Origin of the sequence: Occallatibacter riparius, from assembly GCF_025264625.1 — a bacterium.
In the GTDB taxonomy this organism is placed as follows: domain Bacteria; phylum Acidobacteriota; class Terriglobia; order Terriglobales; family Acidobacteriaceae; genus Telmatobacter; species Telmatobacter riparius.
On the sequence record NZ_CP093313.1, the window covers coordinates 601,575 to 622,065 of the forward strand.

Sequence of the window (20,491 nt, forward strand, 5' to 3'; positions counted from 1 at the left end):
GACTACGCCTCTAACTGCATCATCAGCTCTTCCCACTCCGCCGTAAGCGCCTGCAACTGACCACGCAGATCCTCGGCAAGAGTAGTCAGCCGCTGCGTCTCCGCCGCCGACACATACACGCCCAACTGCTGCTCGGTATGCGCCAGCGCCGCCTCCACCCGCGGGACTTCTTCCTCAAGGAAAGCGCACCGCTCCTCCATCTGCTTCTGCTTGATCGGATTCAGCCGCCGGTTCTTCGCTCCCGCTCCGTTCCCCTCCGGCCCGCCCTCAATCACAATGGTGTTTCCCATAGACCCGGGTGCCCCAGAGATGGGTGCCCCCGGTCTCTCGCCTTTGGAGACCGGGGTGGGAACTGCGCTCGCAATAGAACCCGCGATCAACCCCGCCGCGAGCTCTTCCTTCTTTCTTAGATAGTCTTCGTAGTTCCCCTCGTACGTCGTAACCGTTCCGTTCTCCACCTCGAGCACCCGCGTCGCCAGCCGATCGATAAAGTACCGGTCGTGCGACACAAACACCACCGTGCCCGAAAAGTTCGCGATCGCCTCCAGCAGCACGTCTTTCGCGCGCATGTCGAGATGGTTCGTCGGCTCGTCCAGCAGCAGAAAATTCGAGGGCGACACCAGAATCCGCGCTAGCGCAAACCGGTTCCGCTCTCCGCCGCTCAACACGCCGAGTGGCTTGAACACGTCATCGCCCGAGAAGAGAAAACATCCCAGCAAACTGCGCAGCTCGCTCTCCGGAACCTTCACAGCGGCGCGACTGATGTCGTCCAGCATCCGCGCCTCGGCGTCCAGCACCTTATACTGGTCCTGCGCAAAATACTCCGGCACCACGTTGTGCCCCAGCTTCACCATCCCAGCCGACGCCGCTTCCAACCCCATCATCAGCTTGATCAGCGTCGACTTGCCCGCGCCGTTCACCCCCACCAGCGCCACGCGGTCGCCGCGCTCAATGGTGAACCGCACATTCTCCAGCACCTTCTTCTCGCCGTAGCTCTTCGCCAGCGCATCGGCTTCCACAACCATGCGCCCCGAAGGCTGTGGCTGCGGAAACTTGAAGTGGATCACCGGCTCTTCTTCTGGAATCTCGATGCGCTCAATCTTCTCCAGTTCCTTAATCCGCGACTGCACCTGCTTGGCCTTCGTCGCCTGGTACCGGAAACGGCTGATGAACGCCTCGAGATGCTCGATCTGGTCTCGCTGATTCTTGTACGCGGCCTCGAGCTGCGCCTTCCGCTCATCCTTCTGGGACAGATACTTCGTGTAGTTCCCGTTGTAGATCGTCAGCCGCTTGTTCCATATCTCCACCGTGCGGTCGATCGTCACATCCAGAAAATACCTGTCGTGCGAAATCAGGATGTACCCGAACGGATACGCCTTCAGATACTCCTCGAGCCAGTTGCGCGTTTCCAGATCCAGGTGGTTCGTCGGCTCGTCCAGCAGCAGCAGATTCGGCTTGGCCAGCAGCAGCTTGGCCAGCGCAATCCGCATCTGCCATCCGCCGCTGAACTCATCCGTTAGCCGGCTCCAGTCTTCCTTGCCAAAGCCCAGCCCTGTCAGCACCGCTCCCACCTGCGCATCCAGCGCATAGCCGTCCAGCGCGTGGAACCGCTCCTGCAGAAGCGAAAACCGCTCCGCCGTCGAAGCATATTCAGCGCTCTCGTGATCCAGCTCCGCCATCTGCCCGCCCAGCCGCTCGATCTCGCCTTCCATCTCGCGGATCTCGTCGAACACCGTCAGGCATTCCTCGAAGATGGTCCGCCCGGTGAGCCGCAGCCCCTCCTGCGGCAGGTAGCCGATGCTCATCCCGCGCGTGCGCTGCAGCTCGCCGTAGTCCAGCGTCTCGAGGCCGGCCAGCACCTTCATCAGCGTGGACTTGCCCGTCCCGTTGGCGCCCACCAGCGCAGTCTTTTCGTTATTGCGGATCAGCCAGTTGGCTTCAGTAAAAAGGATGCGCGGCCCAAACCGCTTCCCGGCATTTTGCAGTGAAAGCATTCCTTCTCAATTCTCGCAGAGCGCAAACGGCAACATCTCAACCCGCCAGACACAACAAGACCGGCCGCAATTGCAGCCGGTCTCGCGAGTTCCAGATGACTTACTTCATCGCAATCTCAACAGTTGAGGCGGCGGTGTTTTGGGCTTTCAGCTCCCGCGCCAGGCTCGGCTGGATCACGGTCGTGCTGTGCAGGCTCGAACCTGCAAACTGAACATCGACGAGGTAATACCTGCTCCCATCCACGATGAACTTCAGCCGCCCGCGTGTCTCAATGTACGGCGCAGAATCGGGATTGACCAGAATGGCAGCCCTGTGCTCGCCCGTGCCCTTGTCACTGAAAACCAGGAAACGGTTGGACAGCAGTTCCAGCTTGTAGTGGCCCGCTGCCATGGTCTGATGATTGGCAGTAAACGCGAACGGAACGTATACAGTCGCCTTCGTCTGCGCAAAGGCCCAGGTACCGCTCAGCAGCGTTGCTGCCGCCACGGCCATCACAAGCATGTGAGTGATTGAGGAAAGACGGCGTTTCATAATTCACCTCCAATTTCGCTTTGCCGGCCGGCCTTCTTTCATCCAACCCGGCCGGCGACGCTCCTCACCTTGCACCCACACGGCTCCGCGCTCAATGCACCGCAGATCGTTTTGCCGTAAATCGAAGGTAGACACCTACCTCATTGCACGCCCGCGACTTAGCCTGCGCGATGCATCGAGCCATCATTGCTGCGACGCAGCAACCCGTGCTAAACTCCCTCGCATCGCGGGCTCGCGTGGAAAGAGAGTGGGCCGTGGCCGCACCTGTCAGCGCCAAGCCGGGCTGGCACTTCGGTGTGTTCGAAGTGGACACCGCCAGGGGGGAATTGCGTCGCTCCGGCATCCCCCTCAAGCTGCGCGACCAGTCCTTCCAAATCCTCCTCGCCCTCCTCGAACATCCCGGCGACATCGTCACCCGCGAAGAACTACGCCGGCGCCTCTGGCCTTCTGACACCTTCGTCGACTTCGACCACAGCCTCAACACCGCCATGATGAAGTTGCGCGATGCCCTCGGCGACTCCACCGACGCTCCCATCTATATCGAAACCATTCCCCGCCACGGCTACCGCTTCATCGCCCCGGTTTCATCCCTGCCACCTCTGCCGGAACAGCGGCCGCTCTCCGGATCCATGGCGATCCCGCCGGCCGCCGCTATGACTACTCAGCGTCGAACGAGTCCGGTGATGAGCTTCGCGCGCCGGCATCGGACCCTCCTCATGATTGCGGCAATCGGAATCCCGCTGCTGGCTGCCCTCGCAACACTCGCCCTGCGGAATCGGCACGTGGGATCCTCCACGTATCGAGACGGAAAGGCGTCGTCAAGCTTCCGCATCGACTCCGTCACCACCGCGCGCGGCAGTTTCAGGAACCCCGCCATATCGCCCGACGGCCGCGACGTCGCGTTTGCGTGGAATGGAGGCGGAGGGGATCACTGGGACATCTACGTGCAGCGCATCGGTTCTCCACAACCGCACCGACTTACATACATCAGCACCGGCTTCGTCGACTTTCCCGCATGGTCTCCCGACCAGACCCAGATCGCATTCACGCGGTGCGATGGCATCAACGACGGTATCTATACCATTCCATCCATCGCGGGATCGGAAGAAGGGCCGGAACGCAAGCTGACAGGGACCAGTTGCCAGTATGACTACCCGACACCGGTGGTCTGGCTTTCCGGTGCGCAGATGCTGATGATCGACCGTTGTCCCGCAAGTGGTCTGCACGCTTTGATGCTGTTCTCAATGCAGACCGGGCAGAAGCGGTGCCTAGCTGACTTCGGCTCCGAAGGGGTAAACCGCAGGTTCAGTTATGCGCTCTCACCCGATGAACGAACAGTGGCATTCGTCCCTTCTACAGAGCTGCCAGTTTGCGAACTCTACACCATGCCGATTTCAGGCGGAAAGCCCTTTCGGCTCGTCGATGACAACTCCAGTTGCGACGATATGATGTGGACTCCCGACGGGAAAAACCTGGTGTTTGTCTCCGAAAGAGCCAAGTTTCATTTGTTGTGGCGCATCCCGGCGCACGGCGGCCAATTCGAACGCGAGTCGGTGTATCCGGCTATTGGAACATTCTCCAAAGATGGCCGCCGTTTCGCCTACGCGGAACAGGCGAACGGAGAACCTCGTTCCATCTGGCGATCGGACCTTGCAGGTGCGGGCGGAAAGGTTCTGATCAACAGAAAACTGATCGCCACCCAGTTTCCGGAACTCGACGCGCAGCCCTCGCCAGACGGCACCCGGCTGGTGTGGGCGGAACGGCGAGCGGGGATGGAAGAAATCTGGACGGGCGGCTCCAACGGAGAAAACCCATTTCAGTTAACGCACCTGAACAGCTACTCCGGCACACCGCGCTGGTCGCCCGATGCCAGGTGGATTGCGTTTGACTGCGCGACGCCGCATGGCAACCAGATCTTCATCATTGATGCGGAGGGCAGGAACCTGCGTCAAATCACGCCGGGACCCAATCAGAACGTGGTGCCGAGTTGGTCGCGCGACGGCAAGTCCTTATACTTCGCCTCCAACCGCACCGGAAGAAGAGAGGTCTGGAAGCACTCCTTCGGGTCCGGAAAAGAAACGCAGATCACGACGCACGGCGGCTTCGATCCTTTCGAGTCATTTGACGGGCAGACCGTGTACTTTTCGAGATTCGACGAGGCCGGGATCTGGAGCGTGCCCGCGATAGGGGGGCAGGAAAGCCTGGTCCTCGCGGGCCGGCCGCAACTCCTGTTCTGGGGACATTGGGCGCTCACAAGGACAGGCATCTACTTCATCAACGCCGATACGAAACCCAGGGCGCGGATCGAGTTCTACGACTTCGCCTCCCGCCGAATAACTCCTATTCTCTTGCTTGAGAGGAACGCGGCCTATGGCCAACCCAGCCTGAGCGCCACGGCAGACGGGAAGACTATTCTTTACACGCAATCCGACCCGCAGGGCGTGATCAAGATGATGGAGTTCCAGCCATGACTCCGTCTGATGCGTCCGTGAGCACCGGGCATGGCTGGCACTTCGGAGTCTTCGAAGTAGACACCGCCAGGGGAGAATTGCGCCGCTCCGGCATCCCCATCAAGCTGCGCGACCAGTCCTTTCAGATCCTCCTCGCCCTCCTCGAACATCCCGGCCAGATCGTCACCCGTGAAGAACTGCGCCGCCGCCTCTGGCCGTCCGACACCTTCGTTGACTTCGACCACAGCCTCAACACCGCCATGATGAAGCTGCGCGATGCCCTCGGCGACTCCACCGGCGCACCGATTTACATCGAAACCATTCCCCGCCACGGTTACCGATTTATCGCGCCGGTTACGTCGAGAGACGAGACGAAGAGCCTCCCCGGGGAAGGCGAAGCGGCTGTGTTGCCGGCAAAACCGGAAGGCGGCGTTGTTCCGATCAGCGTAATCGTGAAACCGTCTTCCAGTCGGAAGCCTTGGCTCGTCGCAGCGGTTGTCATCGCCGCAGTCGCTGCAATCCTCTTCGGCCTGAATGTGATCGGCCTCCGAGATCGGGTGGCAGCAATGCTCGGGAACTCACGCTCGGCCGCGCCCCCGCGAATCCAGTCCATCGCAGTTCTGCCGTTTGAAAACCTTTCTGGTGACCAGTCGCAGGAGTACTTCGCCGATGGAATGACCGAGGAGTTGATTACGGAGTTGGGCGCATTTAGCGGCGTTCGCGTGATTTCACGAACTTCCGTCATGCGGTTCAAGGACACGAAAATGACCTTGCCGGAGGTTGCCAGGGAATTGGGAGCAGATGGTGTCCTTGAAGGCACCGTCGCCCGCTCCGGCAATCGCGTGCGCGTTACTGCAACCCTGCGGCATGCAGCAACGGACCACCAACTCTGGGCCAGCCGCTATGAAACGGAAGTGGAGGACATGCTGATTGTTCAAAACAAAGTGGCGCGTTCCATTAGTGATGCAATCCGAAGCGAACTGGCGCCCCCAACCCCAGCAGCGCGGTCAGCCCTTCATCGCGTAAATCCGGAGGCTTATCAGGCTTACCTGGAAGGCCGGTATCAGGCTAACAAGTGGACCGACGCCGGATTCGAACAAGCAGAAGTGGCTCTGCACCGGTCCATCGATCTTGATCCGACCTTTGCACCTGCTTACACCGCGCTCGCAAACGTTCATGGCGCCCAGGCAGTCTGGGGTATTCGGCCCGCTACCGAGGTGTTCCCGGCTGCGAAGTACGCTGCATTGAAGGCAATAGAACTGGATGATGGCCTTGCAGAAGCGCACGCGATGTTGGGCGCCGTCAAGCTGGTCTACGACTGGGACTGGGCCGGCGCCGAACAGGAAACCAGGCGCGCGGTTCTCCTGAATCCGAGCAGCGTGGAGGCGCGCACCTGGTACGGAATATTCCTGACCGCAATGGGCCGTCATGACGAAGCCCTGAGAGAAGGACGCGAGATGGTGCGGCTCGATCCGCTTGCGCCCACGTCGAATCTCCAACTTGCCTGGCAACTCCACTGGGCCCGCAGGCACGATGAGGCCATCTCTCAAATCGCGCGGGTGATCGAACTTGATCCTCATTTCGCGGGGGCGTACCTGGAACTGGGATGGAACTACGCCGCGAAGGGGATGTATTCGGAAGCAGTCACGAATTGCCGCCGAGCCCTCGATATGATGCCGGACGACCAGGTATTTCTCAGCACCTCCGGCAGGGTGTATGCGCTGGCCGGAAAACGACAGGAAGCCTTCGCCCAGCTGGCTCGCTTACAGCGCCTCTCGAGAACGAGCCATGTGGATCCCTGGTATATTGCGGTGCTCTACGATGGAGCCGGTGATACAGACAAGAGCATCGAATACCTTCAACGTGCATACAGCGAACGCTCCGGCAGCTTTTACATGTTGAAAGTTGTGTTGTTCTCCGAGCGCCTGCGCTCGGATGATCGCTTTCAGGTCCTGCTCAAAAAGCTCAGTTTCCCTTCCTGAAATCGCCGCCTCCGCAGATCTCGTCCATCTGGAAGGACGCACTCGCCCATCATGGTCCGCACTAGCGGGCTCCCGCGGGAAGAGAGAGTGGGCCGTGGCCACACCGGTCCCCTCTCTCCCTATTTTATTTCTGTTCTTCAGTCACTACCTACTGCCCGCTAAAACTTCATCGTCGCATTCACCGGCAGATCCCGCGATGACCCGCCCGCCGACACCTTGTACTCGCCCGGCACCCGCTCCCACGCATTCCTATCCACGTTGAACACTGACAGCATCAGCGGCTCCACATGTACGGTGACGGTCTTCTGTTCGCCGGGGCCCAGCGTGACCTTGCTCCATCCCACCAGACGGCGCGGCGGCTCTCCCGTGTCGGGCGGCAACGATAAATACACCTGCGCCGTCTCCTCACCCGCGCGGCTGCCCGTGTTCTTCAACTTGAACGTAACATCCATGCCGTCGCCGGCCGTCGCCTTCAAATCCGAATAAGCAAACGTCGTATACGACAGCCCGAACCCGAACGGAAACAGCGGCGTCTTGTTCTCCGCGTCATACCACTTGTAGCCCACCTTGAGCCCTTCGTCGTAATGCACATCGAAGAACGGCCCCACGCCCATCGCCATTCCAATCAGCCCCGGCGCACCCACCAGCTTCGGCATCGGATGCTCCGCATCCACCTTCGGCGGAGCCAGATGGATCGGGTGCGGCATGTCCGCCTCGCTCTTCGGAAAGGTCAGCGGCAGCTTGCCTGAAGGATTCACATCGCCGAACAACACATTGGCAATCGCCTCCGATCCGCGTATCCCCGGATACCACGCCTCCACCACGCCCGCCACCTTGTCCAGCCACGGCATCAGCACCGCGCCGCCCGTCTCCAGCACCACAATGGTCCGCGGATTCGCCGCAACCACCGCCTCAATCAGCGCGTCCTGCTTGTTCGGCAGCGAGAGGTTCTCCAGATCCATTCCCTCGCTCGCATGTTGCGTTGCAAACACAATCGCCACCTGCGACTGCTTCGCCAGCGCGGCCGCCGCCGCAGGATCGGTCCCCGCATCGAACTTCACCACCGCCTGCGGCGCCTTCGCTGCAATGCCCTTCAGCGGAGCCGACCGGTGATAGGTCACCTGGAGCATGAAAGCGAGCGGATTCCTCGCGATCTCTGGCGGCGGCGGAACCGGATTGCCGCCCGCCGGCGATACCTGCGACGATCCGCCACCCGACATCACGCCCACATCCGCGTGCCCGCCAATCACCGCAATTGACTTCACGCTCGCAGCCTTCAGGGGCAGTACATTCCCTGCATTCTTCAGCAGCACCGCGCCGCGCTCTGCTGTCTTCTGCGCCACCTCGAATCCGTGCATCACATTCGGCGACTCCGGCTGCGGCGGATCATCCACAGTCCCTGCATCAAACTCCGTCCGCAGAATGCGGTGCACCATGTCGTTCAGCCGGTCCATCGGAACCTCACCGCCCTCGACAGCCTTCTTCAGCGCCACGCCAAACGAGTCGTTCCCCGGCATCTCGATATCGAGCCCCGCCATCGCCGCCTTCACCGTGCTCTGCGTCGCGCCCCAGTCGGAAACCACGAACCCCTTGAACCCGAAGTCCTTCTTCAGCACATCGTTCAGCGTGTACTCGTTCTCGCACCCATAGGTTCCGTTGATCTTGTTGTACGAGCACATGAACGCACCGGCGTCCGAAATCTTCAGCGCTATCTCAAAAGCCAGCAGATCGCTCTCCCGCATCGACCGCTTGTCGATAATTGAATTCACCACGATGCGCCCCGCATCCTGGTCGTTCACCGCATAGTGCTTCAAATCGGTAATCAGGTGCAGCGCCTTCTCGGCCTTCAGCTCCGTTCCGGCCAGCGTGCCCGCCAGCAGCGGATCCTCGCCCTTGTACTCAAACACGCGCCCGTTGCGCGGCTCGCGGATCATGTTGATGCCCGAGCCTAGCGACATGTTGAAGCCCATCGCCCGCATCTCCTGCCCCAGCATCGTCCCTATCTCCCACGAGAGCTTCGGATCCCACGCCGCCGCCATCGCCTCACCCGACGGCAGCGCCGTGGCATAACGGCCATTCGTCCCGGCGAGGGAGATGCCCTGGTTCGAATCCGTCATCTGCAGATCGGGAATCCCCAGCCGCGGAACGCCCGGAATAAAGCCCAGCACAGCAATCGCGCGCGTCAGCGGCCCCGACTCCGGCTTGGCAAAGATCGCTCCCCACCCCGGCCCATGCAGCATCTGGATCTTCTCGTCCAGCGTCATTTCCTTGATAACCATGTCTGCCCGCTGATCGGGCGAGAGCGTCTTGTCGGACCACGCATAGTGCTTCGCGGGTGTCATCCCCGGAATCTGCGCACGCAGCGCAACAGAGGGCAGCAGCGCAAAACTCAGAGCCGCAAACGCAACGGTCTTCATCCATCCACCAGCAGTCATCATCGAGCCTCTTTCAGTCGGGCGCGGCAGCGCGTCTATGCAGCATCGAAATCCGCTGCATTTAGCCGACGGCCAAAGCCTACCCCGCCCGGCGCGACCATTATGCACCGTGAGGCTCATACAATCGGCGCGACCTCAGCGTCCAACTTTCTCGACTGCTTGTCACTTTGCTCTTGCCAACCGCAGGCACCTGGGTGTATTCCTCACTCCCATAGATAATCTTCTGGTGCTCCAGTCGATGATCTATGGGAGAGCCTCTGATGCCAAAGCCCGGCGCACCACCCCTGGATGCCGACCTGCTGCAGGGAACCCTCGATCTGCTCATCCTGCAGACGCTTCTGCCCGGGCCGGCCCACGGACACACCATCGCCCATGTCATCGAACACCGCTCTGACGAGGTCCTCCAGGTGGAGCACGGCTCGCTCTACCCTGCCCTCCACCGCCTCCAGAATCGCGGCTGGATCAAATCGGAATGGGGACCTTCGGAGAACAATCGCAAGGCGCGCTTTTACCGCCTCACCGCCGCCGGTAGAAAGCAGCTTCTGCGCCAGACCAGCCGCTGGGAACAACTCGTTGCTGCCGTAAATAGCGTCTTGAAACCCGCACGGGAGTAGACCATGAGTTGGACACGCTTCTTTCAGCGCCGCGCCCGCCGCGAAGAGTCGGCGGCCGAACTCGAAGCCTATCTCGAAGCTGAAACCCAGGACAACATCGAGCGCGGGATGCCCCCTGCCGAAGCGCGCCGGGCCGCCCACATCAAGCTTGGCAACGTCACCAACATCCTCGGCAACATGGCACAGCAGGATAGCGTCAGTTGGCTCGAGACGCTATGGCAGGACGTCCGCTACGGCTTTCGCATGCTGCTCAAGCATCGCGGATTTGCCCTCGTTTCCCTGCTCACGCTTGCCCTCGGAATTGGCGCCAATACCGCCATCTTTACCGTCGTCGACGCGACTCTCATCCGCCCGCTGCCGTTTCCTAATGCCAACCGCGTCGTCATGGCCTGGGAACACCGCATGCCCGATGGGGAACGCCAGAACGTGACTTCGCCCGCCACATTTCTGCGATGGCAGCAGGACAATACCGTCTTCGATCAGATGGCGGCCATATTCAACGACTCCTCGATCCTTTCTGGCGGCGATGTGCCGGAACAAATCGCGACCGCATCGGTCTCTCCGAATTTCTTCTCCATTCTTGGCGTGAATGCCGCTCTCGGTCGCGTTTTTGTGCCCGAGCAGGATGGCAAGTCAAATTCGAACCGCGTCGCCGTTCTCAGCTTCGACACATGGCAGCGGCGCTTCGCATCCGATCCCGGCGTGCTTGGCCAGGCCATTACTCTCGATGACAAGCCCTATACCGTTGTGGGCGTCATGCCGCGCGGATTTGACTTCTTCGTCAAGCAGGGATCGTTCTCCCAGAAGAAGCCCCAGATCTGGGTGGCCATGAATTTCTCTCCCGAGAACCGCACCTCTCATGGCAGATACCTGCAGGCGATCGGTCTCTTACGTCAGGGCGTCACGCTCGGCCACGCGCAGGACGCGATGCTCAGCCTCCAGTCCCGGCTCGAGGCAGAAGATCCCGCTTCCATGAAGAACTGGAGCGTGAATCTTGTTCCCTTGCGTGCACAACTCACCGGTGAGGTCGCGCAGGGACTGCGCCTGCTCCTCGCCGCCGTGGGAATGGTGCTGCTCATCGCGTGCGCCAACGTCGCTACGCTGAACCTGGCTCGCGCCTCCGCGCGTCGACATGAAATCGCCATCCGCATGGCACTTGGAGCCGCCGCCAAGCGGGTGGTGCGCCAGGTCCTCACGGAAAGCTGCCTGCTCTCCCTCATGGGCGGGGCGGCCGGCTTCTGTTTGGGCTACCTTTGCCTCGCTGTCCTCAAATCCATCGCGCCCGCCAATCTCATTCCGCTCGATGCGCTTCGGCTCGACTGGCGCGTGTTTGCATTCGCCACTGCCGTTTCCGTGCTCTCCGGCCTTCTCTTCGGCACCATCCCCGCCCTCGACGCCGCGCGCACCGCGCCTCGCGAGCCCTTGCAGGAGGGGGCAGGAACTGTAAGTAGCGGCGAAAATCGCGGTGTCGCTCGCCGCATCCTAGTCGTAAGTGAGATCGCCATCGCCCTTGTGCTGTTGATGGGTGCGAGCCTGCTCATTCGCAGCTTCTATCGCATCGTCGCCGTCGATCCCGGGTTCCGTCCGCAGAACGTGCTCACCGCGTGGGTCCAGTTCCCGAACGCCCGCTACCAGAAGGACGAACAGAAGAACCAGTTCTTCGAGCGGCTGCTCGACTCGGTTCGGGCCATACCCGGCGTCCGCTCCGCAAGCGCTGACGGCTTCCTTCCCTTCGCCGGCATCATCGCCGCCACGGCCGTGCAGGTCGAAGGACGCCCGGTGCTCCCCATCTCCCAACTGCCCGTAGCGGACGTCTCTCTTGTTGAACCCGGCTTCTTTGAAACCCTCGGCATTCCCCTCATCAGCGGCCGCACGTTCAATCAGAGTGAAGCCTTCCAGGCCACCGGCAACGTGGTCATCAGTCAGTCCATGGCGCAGACGCTATGGCCGCACGAGGACCCCATCGGCAAGCGCGTCACCATCTATATGAAACGCGACAATAAGCCGAGCACCGTCATCGGTGTCGTTGGCGACGTGAAACATGCTGGCCTCGCCAGCGCCGTGCGTCCCACTGCCTACTGGTCCTACCCCGAACTCGGGTTTCAATTCATGACCCTTGTCATTCGTACCGACGGCGATCCCCGTGCATTCATCCCCGCGCTGCGCGAGGCCGTATTGCGTATTGACAAGGATCAGCCGCTCGCCGATGTCGTCCCCATGGAAACGCTGCTCTCCATGTCAGTAGCGCGTACCCGTTTTGCCACCCAGGTCATGGCGGCATTCGCGTTGATCGCCTTCCTTCTCGCCATCGTCGGAATCTACGGAGTGGTCTCCTACGATGTTGAACAGCGCGGCCGCGAAATTGGCATACGCATCGCCCTCGGCGCGCAACGAGCCGGCGTCATCGGCCTGATGCTGAAGCGCGGAATGGTGCTGGCAGGTATCGGCATCGGGCTTGGCATCGCCGCGTCGCTTGGGCTCACGCGCCTCCTCACCAGCGTGCTCTACCAGACGCGCCCCAACGAGCCCATCCTCATCGCGCTCGACTGTGCGGCTCTCGCCATGGTGTCGCTTTTCGCCAGCTACATCGCCGTTCGCCGCATCACCCGCATCGATCCAATGGCCATGTTGCGACGAGAGTAGACGACTCGGCTGATCGTCCCACGCAGATTGAAGCGAAAAAAGATGTTGCGTGGGCCGGATTTCTTCACTATTGTGGAACTAATGCCAGAGCGAAGCTACCTTGGCGAACTGGAATTGATGCTTCTTCTCGCCGTGATCCACCTTGGCGAGGAGGCATACGGCGTCCCCATCGCGCGCGAACTGGAAAAATACCGCAAGGCGGATGTTGCGGTTAGCAGCGTGTACGCGGCGCTCGAGCGCCTCCAAGCGAAAGGGCTGATCACTTCCATGCTTGGTGATCCGACTCCGGAGCGGGGCGGCAAGGCCAAGCGCTTCTTTCGGATTACAAAAGAAGGAAGGCGTCAAGTACAGGAAATGCGCCGGGTTCTCACGCACCTCTGGCAGAAGATGCCCGACATGAAAATGGGTGCGGCGGAGGAGAGTTGATGAAGCGCAGAGAACCTCCTTATCTTGCAACGTGGATGCTGCGGCACCTCACTGCCGGATATCGCGACGAAGCGCTCGACGGCGATCTGATCGAAGCCTTCAGGCTGGGCCGATCCAACGCATGGTACTGGCAGCAGGTTGCGATCGCGTGCATTCATTCCTGGTGCAACAGTCTATGCGCTCGAGGCCCGGTACTTGTCTTTGCATTGTTGTGGTCGATGCTCGCACCGGCATGGTTCGCAACCATCGATTCAATCGAAACCTCATCTGCAATCGGTAAAGCATCGCAACAGTTTCAATCGGTCTGGCTACCCCTGGCTCTCATCGGTTGGATGGTGATACACACAGTGTTTTTCTGGGCGGGGCTGCTCGTCTATCGATCAGTTCATCGTGTCCTTCACAAGCCCCTTCCCCAACAGTCGGCGCAGCGCTCGTTCTGGATCGCGGCATTCGTCTTCCCGTTCATTTCCGGTGTGACTTTCCTGGTTGCGGACCTCTATTGGTATTCAATCCCCAGCCTTTGCCAGGCCAGACTCGCATCCAGTTTCGTTGGTCAGGTATCAGATCTAAGCTTTCTCGCCGACTTCATTCGCTTCCCCTACTTTGCCGCTATGCTGATCGCGCTTTGGGGAACAGCGCACGAACACGGAAATGATCAGGCAGATGAGCCGTTTATCGACTCCACGACGAATCCCATTTGAACAGCCAATAACTTTCTAGATCATGTCCTATCAGGACCCACGGAATCTCGCAGAGCTGGCACTATTTCTTCTTGTTTATGGAATTAACTCCGATCCATCGCCGAAAGCGCAAGCTGAGTTCTTCAAGGAGGCATCAGTTGAAAGGACTGTATCCACTTCTATCGTTCGCCTTAGCCTGTGCAGCCGCTCCCGCGCAACAGGATGCTGCTAAACCCGCAGACACCACCGCTCACACCGTTCAGATGATCCCGGTAGAAAATGATGTGAAATTGGAAGTGGTTGACTGGGGCGGCTCGGGACCTCCCGTGATTCTGCTTGCAGGCCTTCGATTCGACGCCCACGTCTATGACACATTCGCGCCGAAGATGACCGCGATGTATCACGTGTATGGCATCACACGTCGAGGATTCGGCGCATCCAGTGCCCCTGCTCCAGACTGCCAGAATTATTCGGCCACTCGCCTCGGAGAAGACGTGCTCGCCGTGATGAACGCCCTGCACATCACCAGGCCTGTTCTCATTGGTCACTCGCTTGCCGGCGAAGAGCTTAGTTATATCGGCGCGCATGCTCCTGAGAAAGTAGCTGGGCTCGTCTACCTCGACGCTGCCAACAGCTACGCCTACTACAACGCGTCCGCTTCGCATGGTGACCCCATAGTCGATGCCGAACTGCTGCGCGCAGAGATTCAGGATCTCGTGTTTCCTGCCTCACCAAAAGAGATGAGGACGAGGACCGAACATCTTCTCAACGTCAGCATTCCTCACTATCAGCGAGACCTACAGGAAACCTTGAAACAGTTCGAAGGAATGCCGGACACAATTCCGGGACCGCCTATCACGCCAGACCTCAGAATCGGCGTGGCTATTCAGCGCGGAGTCGAGCGATTCGAGGGCGTCAAATGCCCAGTGCTCGCCATCTTCGCCGATCCCCATAGTTTCGGACCGGCGGGTGCTCAGGACCCATCGAAGCTCGCGCAGATGGTTGCCGAAGACAAGGCCCGCGTTTCAGAGCAAGCCGACGCGTTCCAGGCGGGCAATCCGCAGGCGCGCGTCGTCCGTATCCCAAACGCCGATCACTTCATCTTTCGCTCCAACGAAGCAGACGTGCTTCGCGAAATCAATGCCTTCATGGCGACTCTTCACTAATGGCGCACTGTTATGCCGCGCCGCGCGAGTGCCCCCGCGGCGGAAGTAAGGATTCCGTGGTGTCACTCATCCCCGCAGAATGGAGAGCCCAAGCTCACGATATGGCTGCGTGATCGCTTCGCCGATGTCCGGCTCCGTGATCACGCCAGCAACCTCACTCAAACCCAGGACGAGATAAGGCGATGCAGCATTCCATTTTTCAGCCGATGCGAGAACATACGTCTCCGCCGCGGCATTGCTGAGCGCCCGTTTAACTGCGGCCTCCTCGTAATCGCCTGTCGTCAATCCGGCTTGCGTATGGATGCCCGTCACGCCCATGAAGAACAGGTCTGCCCGAATTCTGCTGATGGCTTCGAAGCATGCAGCCCCGACTGACACGACGGAATGCTTGAAGAGCCGCCCCCCCAGCAAAATGACTTCGACAGCTTTGTGCTCCACAAGCTCGATCGCGATCGTCGGACTGTGCGTGATCACCGTTGCTTGGAGTTGTGGCGGCAGATGCCGCGCAATCTCCCGTGCAGTAGTGCCTCCGTCCAGAATCACCGTCTGCCCAGGCTGGATGAGCCCCGCCGCGGTCCGTCCAATTCCCACCTTGCCCTCATGACGGATTTGCTCGCGACCCGCGAAGTCGGCAATCGCGGGTGAGGCGGGTAGAGCACCCCCATGCACCCGCTGCAGCAATCCTTCCTGCGCCAGCTCCCGCAGATCGCGGCGAATCGTGTCTTCCGACACATCAAACCGTGCGCTCAGATCCTTCGCCACGAGCTTGCCGTCGGCCTTGAGCATTTCGAGCAATTGCTGCTTGCGATAAGAAGTCAACATGTCTCTTGCACGAGAATACTTGACATTGCACGAAACTGCACGCTATTTTCCGACTATGAGCTTTCCTTACCAGCCCGAGGTCCGCGTTCTGGATGTTCGTACCCTCTCCGACGACTGGTACCTGCTGAAGAAGACCCGCTTTGCCCTTCGACGCCGAAACGGCGTCTGGCAGGAGATGACGCGCGAGACCTACGACCGCGGAGACGGCGCAACCGTCCTCCTCTACAACCGTGAACGCCGAAGCGTCGTCCTCACCCGGCAATTTCGCTATCCCGCCTATGTGAACGGCCATTCTGGAATGCTGATCGAGGCCGCGGCCGGTCTGTTGGATCAGGCGAGCCCGGAGGAGCGAATTCGCGCCGAAGCAGAGGAAGAGACCGGCTTTCGCATCGGCGAAGTCACCCGCGTCTTCGAAGCTTTCATGAGCCCGGGATCCGTCACCGAAAGGCTCTACTTCTTTGTCGCCCCCTATGAGCTTGGACCCCGCGCGCACCAGGGCGGCGGCAACATCGATGAGGGCGAGGACATTGAGGTCCTTGAACTGCCCTTTGAGGAAGCCTGCAAAGCTATCGAAAACGGACTCATCCAGGACGGCAAGACCATCATGTTGCTGCAATACGCCGCCCTGCATCTTTTCGCGGAGCGGCAAGCATGAAGACCACTCCCTCCCTCATGATCCTGATTGCTGGTCCTTATCGCTCGGGAACCGGAGACGATCCCGCGCTCATGGAAAAGAATCTCCGCACACTCGAAGATGCGGCTCTCCCTCTCTTCCGGGCCGGCCACATCCCCGTGATTGGCGAATGGCTTGCGCTGCCGCTGCTCAGGGAAGCCGGTTGCGAACGGCCCGGCGATGCCGCCTGGGAAGAGATCCTCTACCCCGTGGCCAATCGCCTCATTACCCGCTGCGATGGCGTACTCCGTCTGCCCGGCGCTTCCAAAGGCGCCGACGAAGATGTGCGCCTCGCAATGGAACTCGGCCTCCAGGTCTGGTTCAAATTGGAAGATGTGCCGGGCTGCGGCGTAACCATCGCTTAGATCGACACAGCAGCATCCCGAGCACACATTTCGCGTTTGCGTTGCTCAGCGCAATGGTGTAGATTGTCTACATCATTTGATGTAGAGGATCTACAGCCTGTGGCAACGAAGAATTCCTACCAGAACCGAATCGAACTCCTGCAGGGAACGCTGGACATGCTGATACTCAAGACGCTCCAGTGGGGAGAACAGCATGGTTACGGCATCAGCCAGGCCATCCGGGCGAACTCCGGAGATGTCCTGCAGGTCGAAACCGGCTCGCTCTATCCGGCTCTTCATCGATTGGAGCGCCAAGGCTGGGTCAAGGCTGAGTGGAAGAAGAGCGAAAGCAATCAGCGCGCCAAGTTCTACAAGATCACGAAGCTGGGCAAAGAGCAGCTGGCCTCCGACTATGAACGTTGGGGAAGGATGGTCGCCACCATTGAAGGAATCATGACTGCAAAGTGAGGTGGTTCGTGAGACTGTTTCAGTTTTTGCGGCGCAGATCCGATCTGGCAGAAGAACTTGCGAGTCATCTGAAGATGGCAATCGCCGACCGCATCGCAAGGGGGCAATCGCCCGCGGACGCGCGGGCATCGGCGCTGCGCGAATTCGGGAGCGTCCCCATGATCGCGGATGTAACGCGCGAGCAGTGGCGATGGTTGCGCCTGGACTTATTGGTCCAGGACCTGCGCTACGCATTGAGGCAGTTGTACAGGTCGCCGGGCTTCACAGTGACGGTAGTGCTCACGCTGGCTCTCGGCATAGGCGCGAACTCCGCCATCTTTACCCTTGTACACGGCATCCTGTTGCGCTCGCTTCCGGTGAATGATCCTTCCCGTCTCTACCGCATCGGAGACAAGGATGATTGCTGCTACTTTAATAACTTCCAGAATGACAATGGCGACTTCGATCTCTTCTCCTACGATCTCTACCTTCGCCTCAAGCAGGCAGCGCCGGAATTCGAACAGCTAGCAGCGGTCGAAGCCGGAGGCAACAGCTACACCGTGCGCAGAGGTGCAGCGCCGGCACAACCCATGCGGACAGAGTATGTCTCCGGCAACTACTTCAGCACTCTCGGCATTTCCGCCTATGCGGGCCGCGTACTGAACGATACTGATGACTCGCCCGGAGCGGCTCCTGCCCTTGTCTTGAGCTATAAGACCTGGCAGTCCGATTACGGCGCCGACGCCTCGATCATCGGCTCCACAGTCTATGTACAAATGCACCCGTTTGTCGTCGCAGGCATCGCTCCTCCCGGCTTCTTTGGCGATCGTGTCATCGCCAATCCGCCTGACCTCTGGATGCCCTTAGCAAGTGAGCCCCTGCTTGAAGGCGCGAATTCGGCCGTGAAGCAAGACGACGAGTTATGGCTCTATCCAATAGGCAGAGTAAGTCACGGCGTAAACATCGAAGCTCTGCAAGCTAAGTTGTCCATAACTCTGCGGCAGTGGCTGGCCACTCGCCCGCTCTACACGGACCATGGCGAAGCGGCCTTGATACCACGGCAGCATGTAACTCTGGCTCCCGCTGGCGGAGGTATCCAGAAACTACAGCAACAAACCGGTGCCGGCCTGCGTCTGTTGATGATTCTCTCCACAGTCGTTCTTCTCATCGCCTGCGCCAACACGGCCAACCTGTTGCTTGCGCGCTCCACCGCCCGGCGCGCTGGCGTAGCCGTGCGCATGGCCCTTGGAGCGGCGCGGCGCAGAATCATTCGTCAGGTCCTTACCGAGAGTGTGCTGCTCAGCCTCATCGGAGGAGCCGCAGGACTGGCCGTCGCCTATGCGGGCTCGCACATGATGCTGGCCCTCGCCTTCCCCCGTGCCAGAAACATGCCCATCGCCGCGACCCCTTCCCTCTCCGTGCTCGGATTTGCATTCCTCGTCTCGCTGCTGACAGGCGTCGTCTTCGGCATGGCCCCGGCATGGATGTCCTCGCATGCGCGGCCAGCCGATGCTCTTCGAGGAGCGAACCGCTCCAGCGGAGACAGTGCATCCTTGCCGCAAAGAGCGCTGGTCGTTCTGCAAGTGGCTTTATCCGTGGTCCTGCTCGCAGGCGCGTTTCTCATGACCAGGTCCCTCCGCAATCTGGAGCATCAGGACTTCGGCATCGCGACCACAAATCGCTTCGTACTGCAATTCGATCCCAAAGGCACTGGCTACACACTCGACCGGCTCCCCGCCCTCTACCGTCAGATCGAAGAGCGTTTCTCTGCATTGCCGGCAATGAGCCATGTAAGCCTGGTCCGCTACATCCCATTGGGTGGCAACATGTGGGGTTCCTGCGTCATTCCTCAAGGGCATCCTGCCCCGGGGCCAAACGATCATTGCATGTCCGTCTGGGATCGTGCCAGCAATCAGTTTCTTGATTCCATCGGCGTCCCCATTGTGCGCGGGCGCAATTTCTCTCCACAGGACACCGCGACGTCGCAACAGGTAGCCGTTGTGAACCAGGCCTTCGCCAAACAGTTCTTTCCCCATGAGGACCCGATAGGAAAGCATTTTGGAGTCAACAAACCGCAGTATTCCGGAGCTTTCGAAATCGTCGGTGTCTTTGCCGATTTCAAGATGACCGATCCGCGCCGGGACATAGGACCGCTCTTCTTTCGTCCGCTGTCTCAACAGTTCACCGGTTATCAGGAGTCGGAATCAGACGCAGGCGAAAAGAGCTCCATGTTCGTCAGTTTCATCATTCTCGACTTCGCCCAGGTGCCTCCCGATGCCGAGGCTCTCTCCCGCAAGACACTCGCCGCCATTGATCCAAATCTAACCGTCCTGCGCTTCAGCCCTTACGATGCGGAAATTGCCGGGAACTTTAATCAGGACCGACTCCTTGCGAGGCTCACCAGTCTGTTCGGAATCCTGGCACTCGTGCTGGCTTCCGTCGGCCTCTACGGAGTGATGTCGTACTACGTGGTGCGGCGCACGGGCGAGATCGGCATCCGCATGGCTCTCGGCGCTGCGCGTTCTGCCGTAGTGCTCATGGTCCTGCGCAACGCGCTCGGTCAGATTCTTATCGGCCTTGCGCTCGGAGTTCCCGCTGCGCTTCTCGCAGGTCATCTCATGGCCAGCCTTCTCTACAAGGTCAGCGGTTACGATCTGCTGGCTTTTTCCGGAGCGATTCTGCTGTTGACGATTTGCGCCACGGTGGCAGGATTCATCCCCGCGCGACGCGCCGCTTCCATCGACCCGATGCAGGCACTCAGGACGGAGTAGTCGATTCAGCTTCGCAAGTGGTAGCCAAACAACTATAAGGCTTCATTCACAGGACGGGTCCGGTCTGGTCGCCCCCTGACAGACATCTAGCGCCCAGGGAAATTCCTCTGGACATTCCAAAGGTGACGATGATAGCTTCTATGGAATATCCAAAGGAGCGAAGCCGTGAGCGAGGCAAAATCCGAGGTACTGCAAGGAACACTGGACCTGATGGTTCTCAAAACGCTCTATGCCATGGGGCCTCTTCACGGCTTCGGCATCGCTCGACGTATCGAGCAGGTCAGTGACGGAGTTCTCGACCTGAATGAGGGCACGGTCTACACCGCCCTCCTTCGTCTCCAGCAGCAAGGCTGGATCGCCTCAAAATGGGGTACTAGCGAGAACAACCGCCGCGCACGCTTCTACTCCATCACCAGACAGGGCATGAAACAACTCGATCGCGAGACCGAAAACTGGGAGCGCGTAGCCGGCGTAATGGATCGCGTCCTGAAGCTCCAGAAGCAGGGGTGATC

16 protein-coding genes are annotated in these 20,491 nt (G+C 60.0%); 12 read left to right on the forward strand and 4 right to left on the reverse strand.

Features of this window, described 5'->3' with window-relative positions:
- Positions 1-2: 2 nt before the first annotated feature.
- Together abc-f and MOP44_RS02310 are read right to left on the reverse strand one after the other, a co-directional pair.
- A complete protein-coding gene (abc-f, locus tag MOP44_RS02305) occupies positions 3-1,994 on the reverse strand; it encodes a ribosomal protection-like ABC-F family protein (protein WP_260794280.1) in 1,992 nt (663 codons plus the stop codon).
- A 100-nt stretch (positions 1,995-2,094) separates the two neighbouring features.
- Positions 2,095-2,526, reverse strand: coding sequence for a hypothetical protein (locus MOP44_RS02310; RefSeq protein ID WP_260794281.1), 432 nt, complete (start codon positions 2,524-2,526; stop codon positions 2,095-2,097).
- Between the two features lie 170 nt (positions 2,527-2,696).
- Between MOP44_RS02310 and MOP44_RS02315 the strand changes: the two genes are divergently transcribed.
- Positions 2,697-4,997, forward strand: a complete 2,301-nt coding sequence (locus MOP44_RS02315) for a winged helix-turn-helix domain-containing protein (RefSeq protein WP_260794282.1) — start codon at positions 2,697-2,699, stop codon at positions 4,995-4,997.
- Positions 4,994-6,958 (forward strand): winged helix-turn-helix domain-containing protein, encoded by a 1,965-nt coding sequence (locus MOP44_RS02320; protein WP_260794283.1) that lies wholly within the window; start codon positions 4,994-4,996, stop codon positions 6,956-6,958. The genes MOP44_RS02315 and MOP44_RS02320 overlap by 4 nt, the downstream gene beginning before the upstream one ends.
- A gap of 158 nt (positions 6,959-7,116) precedes the next feature.
- Here MOP44_RS02320 and MOP44_RS02325 read toward each other — a convergent pair whose 3' ends face one another.
- Positions 7,117-9,396: a beta-glucosidase gene (locus tag MOP44_RS02325; protein ID WP_260794284.1), complete on the reverse strand. Its 2,280-nt coding sequence runs from the start codon at positions 9,394-9,396 to the stop codon at positions 7,117-7,119.
- Positions 9,397-9,653: 257 nt separating this feature from the next.
- Between MOP44_RS02325 and MOP44_RS02330 the strand changes: the two genes are divergently transcribed.
- The 5 genes from MOP44_RS02330 (at position 9,654) to MOP44_RS02350 (ending at position 14,922) form a co-directional block, all read left to right on the forward strand.
- Positions 9,654-10,007 carry a PadR family transcriptional regulator gene (locus MOP44_RS02330; protein ID WP_260794285.1) on the forward strand — a complete coding sequence of 118 codons (354 nt, stop codon included), beginning with the start codon at positions 9,654-9,656 and terminating at the stop codon, positions 10,005-10,007.
- Positions 10,008-10,010: 3 nt separating this feature from the next.
- Positions 10,011-12,650 carry an ABC transporter permease gene (locus MOP44_RS02335; RefSeq protein ID WP_260794286.1) on the forward strand — a complete coding sequence of 880 codons (2,640 nt, stop codon included), beginning with the start codon at positions 10,011-10,013 and terminating at the stop codon, positions 12,648-12,650.
- Between the two features lie 27 nt (positions 12,651-12,677).
- Positions 12,678-13,076 carry a PadR family transcriptional regulator gene (locus tag MOP44_RS02340; RefSeq protein ID WP_260794287.1) on the forward strand — a complete coding sequence of 133 codons (399 nt, stop codon included), beginning with the start codon at positions 12,678-12,680 and terminating at the stop codon, positions 13,074-13,076.
- Positions 13,076-13,777 (forward strand): hypothetical protein, encoded by a 702-nt coding sequence (locus MOP44_RS02345; protein ID WP_260794288.1) that lies wholly within the window; start codon positions 13,076-13,078, stop codon positions 13,775-13,777. Before MOP44_RS02340 ends, MOP44_RS02345 begins: the two co-directional genes overlap by 1 nt.
- Positions 13,778-13,914: 137 nt before the next feature.
- Positions 13,915-14,922, forward strand: a complete 1,008-nt coding sequence (locus MOP44_RS02350) for an alpha/beta fold hydrolase (RefSeq protein WP_260794289.1) — start codon at positions 13,915-13,917, stop codon at positions 14,920-14,922.
- Between the two features lie 66 nt (positions 14,923-14,988).
- Here MOP44_RS02350 and MOP44_RS02355 read toward each other — a convergent pair whose 3' ends face one another.
- Positions 14,989-15,744 (reverse strand): DeoR/GlpR family DNA-binding transcription regulator, encoded by a 756-nt coding sequence (locus MOP44_RS02355; protein ID WP_260794290.1) that lies wholly within the window; start codon positions 15,742-15,744, stop codon positions 14,989-14,991.
- A gap of 55 nt (positions 15,745-15,799) precedes the next feature.
- Here MOP44_RS02355 and MOP44_RS02360 point away from each other — a divergent pair, with 55 nt between their 5' ends.
- The 5 genes from MOP44_RS02360 to MOP44_RS02380 all read left to right on the forward strand — a co-directional run bounded on the left by MOP44_RS02360 (position 15,800) and on the right by MOP44_RS02380 (position 20,489).
- Positions 15,800-16,399 carry an NUDIX domain-containing protein gene (locus MOP44_RS02360; protein WP_260794291.1) on the forward strand — a complete coding sequence of 200 codons (600 nt, stop codon included), beginning with the start codon at positions 15,800-15,802 and terminating at the stop codon, positions 16,397-16,399.
- On the forward strand, positions 16,396-16,782 hold the full coding sequence (locus tag MOP44_RS02365) for a DUF4406 domain-containing protein (protein WP_260794292.1): 387 nt from the start codon (positions 16,396-16,398) through the stop codon (positions 16,780-16,782). The genes MOP44_RS02360 and MOP44_RS02365 overlap by 4 nt, the downstream gene beginning before the upstream one ends.
- Positions 16,783-16,881: 99 nt before the next feature.
- Positions 16,882-17,229, forward strand: coding sequence for a PadR family transcriptional regulator (locus MOP44_RS02370; RefSeq protein ID WP_260794293.1), 348 nt, complete (start codon positions 16,882-16,884; stop codon positions 17,227-17,229).
- A gap of 8 nt (positions 17,230-17,237) precedes the next feature.
- Positions 17,238-19,979 carry an ABC transporter permease gene (locus MOP44_RS02375; RefSeq protein WP_260794294.1) on the forward strand — a complete coding sequence of 914 codons (2,742 nt, stop codon included), beginning with the start codon at positions 17,238-17,240 and terminating at the stop codon, positions 19,977-19,979.
- 165 nt (positions 19,980-20,144) lie between these two features.
- The gene (locus MOP44_RS02380; protein WP_260794295.1) at positions 20,145-20,489 is read left to right on the forward strand and encodes a PadR family transcriptional regulator; all 345 of its coding nucleotides are present in this window, start codon (positions 20,145-20,147) and stop codon (positions 20,487-20,489) included.
- Positions 20,490-20,491 lie beyond the last annotated feature (2 nt).